Origin of the sequence: Bradyrhizobium sp., assembly GCF_049586575.1 — a bacterium.
Lineage (GTDB): Bacteria > Pseudomonadota > Alphaproteobacteria > Rhizobiales > Xanthobacteraceae > Bradyrhizobium.
Window position 1 is genome coordinate 1 of sequence record NZ_JBAVCF010000721.1, and the last position, 4,905, is coordinate 4,905.

A 4,905-nucleotide genomic window follows, 5' to 3' on the forward strand; every position below is an offset into this window, starting at 1 on the left:
TCGCGGAGGTTGTTTGCCGCAAGGTGAGGCGACGTGAAGATCAGCCTACGTCATCGCTTCAGAGCCATTCCTGGGCTAGTTCGCGGGCACCGGAAGAGCCGTCACCGACTTGATTTTTTCCATCGCAAAACGCGACGTCACATTCTTCAGCGGTACCGCGCCGATCAGTCTCTTGTAGAACACGTCGTAGCTCTGCATGTCCGCCGCCACGACGCGCAGCATGTAATCGACATCGCCCGCCATCCGATAAAATTCCATCACCTCGGGCATCGCCGAGACCGCCTCGGCGAATTTCTGCAGCCACGCCTCGGAGTGATCGGCGCTTTCGACCGAAACGAACACGGTGATGCCGAGTCCGATCTTGTTCTGATCGACCAGCGCTACCCGGCGCAGAATGACGCCGTCGGCCTCCAGCCGCTGGATTCGTTTCCAGCAAGGCGTCGAGGAGAGGCCGACGCGGTCGCCGATCTCGGCGACCGAGAGCGAGGCGTCCTGTTGCAGCACGGTGAGGATCTTGCGGTCGATGGCATCGAGCCTGCGGTTGAGATCGGGGGCGTGAACGGCGAGATCGGTCATGTCTGAAAGAACTTTCTTCCAATAATGAAGGTTTACGCCCTCTTATATAGAAAATTCTTCTATGACAAGTCCGCTGGCATAAATCGACCCCAGCCGGCAGCCGCTCCTAGCCCAAAAGCGCTTCAACTTCAGTACGTTGCGGGGCCGCGAAGGCCCCGCCGAAGCGGGTGCATTTCAGCGCAGCGGCCGCCGAAGCGAACCGCAGAGCCGCCCGCAAATCCTGGTTCTCGGTGATCGCCAGCGCGAATGCCCCGTGGAACACGTCGCCTGCGCCCAGCGTATCCACGGTATGCACCGGGAAAGCCGGCGTCTGTTGCAGGGTCTGGTGCTCGTCGAGCCAAATCGTGCCTTGCGCGCCCCGCGTGCCGGCGAGGAAGGACGGGGTCAGTTTTGCAATCTTCTTGAGCGCTTCGCCGTCGTCCGTGACACCGGCCGTTTCCTGCAAGGGTTCGCTGGAGAAAATCAGATGCGATGACGCGGTGAGCAGGCCTTCCCGCAGCGACATCGCGCGATCGACGTCGACAATGACCGGAATGCCGCGCCGCGTCGCTTCCGCACAGAGATCGGTGCAGAATGTCGCGCAGCGGCTCTCGGTCAGGATGGCATCGCAATCTTCCAATAGCGTGTTGTGATTCGAGAGGCGCACGTTCCACAATTCCGGATCGCGGAAGGTGACAATGGTGCGCTCGCCGCTGGGGTCGATCATGATGTTGGAGATCGGCGTCACCAGGCCCGGCATGTGCACGAGATGTCGGGTCTCGATGCCTTCCTCCGCCATCTTGTCATAGATGTACCTGGACGTCGTTTCGCTCTCGTCCCCCATCGGTCCGCAGATCGAGGCGCGGCCACCGAGCCGTACGATTCCGATCGCGCCGTTGAGTGCGTTGCCGCCGCAAATTTCCTCAAAATGAGTAGCGTTCTCCTTGGAGCCGCGCGCCGGCAGTCCAGGCACGCGAAATGTCAGGTCGCGCACCGGCATGCCGATGCAGAGAATCCGTGGAGGTTGCTTACCCGCGCGATGCGGAGTTGAGGCGGCGTTGGTCATACGGGTTCCCGGGTATTTGTAGCTGGATGCCTAACGACAGCGGCAAGGGGCCGGTTCCGGTCACACTTGATGGCCGGGACCATCATGCACCCATCGTCCGAGCAGATGATGGGCGATCGCAAACGGATGCGGACCGGCAAGTCCGTCGGGATGTTCCCGCCGTATCATCAAGGTCGCCTCGGCGCGATCGAACCAGCGCGCATCTTCCAGTTCCGCGCGGTCAACGACAATGTCCTCGTTCAAGGCGCGGGCCGTGCATCCAATCATCAGCGACGAAGGATAAGGCCAGGGCTGCGTCATGTAATATCGAACGTCGGTGCAGCGGATACCGGATTCCTCGAAGCTCTCGCGCTGAACCGCGGCCTCGATCGTTTCGGCGGCTTCGACGAAACCAGCGAGGCAGGAATACATCCCCGGAAGGAAATGCTTCTGGCGGCCGAGCAGAACCTTGTCGCCCGAGGTCACCAGCATGATCACGACAGGATCGGTGCGGGGAAAATGTTCAGCCTTGCAACTCGGGCAGTCGCGCTTCCAGCCGCCCTCTTTCATCGCGGTACGGGTTCCGCAATTGGCGCAATAGCCATGGCGCTGATGCCAGGTCACCATCGACTTCGCCATGGCGATTGCCGACAACTGGTTGGGAGGAACCGCGCCCTGCATCGCCATGCCGCGCAATTCGCTGACGGCGGCATCGTCGCGGGTCAGCAACTGCTCGACCGCTGCCGGCGATATACCCATGCCGAATACGGGCGCACCGTCTCGGAGGCCCAAGAAAATGGTGCCAGGATTGGCGCCGAGTTTCAAAGCCTCTTCGAGACTCAAGAGCGCGCGGGGACTTGCCGCCTCTCGCCTCACCACCAGCGAGTCCCGATAGACGACATAGGCGCGAGCATCGGGGTGGCTTTCCAGCGCCAGCAGTTTCGCCTCGTCGCCGCGCAGATGGGCAGCACGATCGAGGACGTGCGAGACGAAACCCGGCTGTCCCAATGGAAACGAATCAAATGCAGTCATGTGTTCAACCTGGTGATCCGATTCTAACACTCGCATCCCCCCTCAGCAGCCACTCTTGCGAATGCTAGAATCATAGGATCACCAGTAAATATCAGATTCTAGTGAAGTTTAGGATTTGACATTCGCATCGCGAGCCGGCGGCCAGGTGGGGAGCAAATGGCAAATCTACTTCACCAGCCAGATTTTGCGGCGAAGCGCGCTGATAAATCGCTGAACCTCCTCAGCATCATGCGCCAGCGGCGGCTTGACCCCCCAAACCGGATGCGGCCACGCGGCATCGCTGGATCGCCGCGCGATGACGTGCACGTGCAGTTGCGGAACCATGTTGCCGAGCGCTGCGATATTCAGCTTCTCGCATTTGGTGATTTCTTTCAATGCGCGCGCGACCCGGGAAATCTCGGTCATCAACTGCGCCTGCTCCACCTCATCGAGGTCGATGATCTCCACGGCCTCGGGCCGGCGTGGCACCAGCAGCAGCCAGGGATAATGCGCATCCTTGATCACCAGCACCCGGCAGAGCGGCAGGTCGCCGATGTCGATGGTGTCTTCCTTGAGCCGCGCATGCAGCGACCAGGTGGATTCCTCAGCGGCCATGGATATTTCCCTGTCTCGGACGGCCAAGACCCTGTAATTAATGCCTTATCCGCGATTCTGTACAAGTCCCCCAAACCACCCGGCCCCCGCTTGCTTTCGGGGCCGTTTGGCTCCAAATAAGGGCCGGGAGATTGGCGGTGGACGAGCCACTCGCCAACCGGGTCAGGTCCGGAAGGAAGCAGCCCTAACGAGGTCCGGATCGGGTCGCTCGTCAGTCTCCTACCTGTTTTGCCGGCGAATAGCGCATGCGCTGCGACCGATTCCGCCGGGCGGCTGCTCCGCAAAGTGTCTGTTCCGCAAAGCCAGCTTCGCGAGATGATCAATTGCGGACCAACCGATGAATGATGCTGGCGCGCCACTGCCCCCCCACGATCCCGACAATGCCGGTCAAAGCGGATTTGCTCTGGGCGCCCCGGCAGAGACCGGCAAGCCCTACCGCGTTTTGGCGCGGAAGTATCGCCCTGCGGGTTTCGAGGACCTGATCGGCCAGGAGGCGGTGGTACGCACCGTCTCGAATGCGTTCGAAACCGGGCGCATCCCGCAAGCCTGGATCCTCACCGGCGTCCGTGGCGTCGGCAAGACCACGACCGCGCGGATTCTGGCGCGGGCCTTGAACTACGAACTGCCCGATGGATCGGTGAAGGGGCCGACGATCCATATGCCGAAACTCGGCGTGCACTGTCAGGCGATCATGGAAAGCCGGCACATGGATGTGCTGGAGATGGACGCCGCCTCCCACACGGGCGTCGACGATGTGCGTCAGATCAACGACAGCGTGCGCTACGCCCCGGCGAGCGCGCGCTACAAGGTCTACATCATCGACGAAGTCCATATGCTGTCGACGGCGGCATTCAACGCGTTTCTGAAAACGCTGGAAGAGCCGCCGGAGCACGCTAAATTCGTTTTCGCCACCACCGAAATCCGCAAAGTGCCCGTCACGGTGCTGTCGCGTTGCCAGCGTTTCGATTTGCGGCGGGTCGAGGCGGATGTGTTGATGGCGCATCTTTCCAATATCGCGGCGAAAGAGGGCGTCGAAGCGGAGGCTGAGGCGCTCGGCATCATCGCGCGCGCCGCCGAAGGTTCGGTGCGCGATTCGCTGTCGCTGCTCGATCAGGCGATCGCGCATGCGGCCGGTCCAGTGCGCGCGGACGCCGTGCGGCAGATGCTCGGCCTTGCCGATCGAACGCGGGTGATCGATCTGTTCGAACATCTCGTTCGCGGTGACATCGCGAGCGCATTCAAGGAATTTCGCGAGCAGTACGACACCGGCGCCGACCCGGTCGTGGTGCTGTCGGATTTGGCCGAATTCGTCAACTTCGTCACCCGCGTCAAGATCGTTCCGGCGACGGCCGATAACGTCGCCTTCGGCGAGACCGAGCGACTGCGGGCGCGGGACTTCGCCGCCAAGGTTTCGATGCGCGTGCTGTCACGGATGTGGCAGATGCTGCTCAAGGGCACCGCCGAGGTACAAGTGGCGACGCGTCCCGCGGCGGCAGCGGAAATGGTGCTGGTGCGGATCGCCTACGTCGCCGATATGCCGACGCCGGATGAAGCCATCCGTATGATCGAGCAGACCGGCGGGACTTCGCCGGTCGTGACAGGGAATGCCGCGCCACGTTCGGCCCCGGCGGCGCCGGCCTCGATAATGCCGTCCCAGCCGGCACGGTCCACCCCGGCGC

The 4,905-nt window shown here is 62.0% G+C and carries 5 protein-coding genes and 1 other RNA gene; 2 read left to right on the forward strand and 4 right to left on the reverse strand.

Translation table 11 applies throughout. The annotated features are described in order from the left end of the window. Nucleotides 1-75: 75 nt before the first annotated feature. The 4 genes from WB528_RS26255 to WB528_RS26270 form a co-directional block, all read right to left on the reverse strand. Nucleotides 76-576, reverse strand: a complete 501-nt coding sequence (locus tag WB528_RS26255; RefSeq protein ID WP_423892201.1) for an Lrp/AsnC family transcriptional regulator — start codon at nucleotides 574-576, stop codon at nucleotides 76-78. 106 nt (nucleotides 577-682) lie between these two features. Then, nucleotides 683-1,621 carry a sugar kinase gene (locus WB528_RS26260; protein WP_423892202.1) on the reverse strand — a complete coding sequence of 313 codons (939 nt, stop codon included), beginning with the start codon at nucleotides 1,619-1,621 and terminating at the stop codon, nucleotides 683-685. Between the two features lie 60 nt (nucleotides 1,622-1,681). Beyond that, nucleotides 1,682-2,632, reverse strand: a complete 951-nt coding sequence (nudC, locus tag WB528_RS26265) for an NAD(+) diphosphatase (RefSeq protein ID WP_423892204.1) — start codon at nucleotides 2,630-2,632, stop codon at nucleotides 1,682-1,684. Nucleotides 2,633-2,797: 165 nt separating this feature from the next. After that, nucleotides 2,798-3,226: an HIT domain-containing protein gene (locus tag WB528_RS26270; protein WP_423892206.1), complete on the reverse strand. Its 429-nt coding sequence runs from the start codon at nucleotides 3,224-3,226 to the stop codon at nucleotides 2,798-2,800. Between the two features lie 126 nt (nucleotides 3,227-3,352). Here WB528_RS26270 and ffs point away from each other — a divergent pair. Continuing rightward, nucleotides 3,353-3,449, forward strand: an RNA gene (ffs, locus tag WB528_RS26275) — signal recognition particle sRNA small type. Between the two features lie 114 nt (nucleotides 3,450-3,563). Beyond that, nucleotides 3,564-4,905 (forward strand): DNA polymerase III subunit gamma/tau (locus WB528_RS26280; protein WP_423892209.1); only part of this gene is annotated, 1,342 nt, incomplete at its 3' end.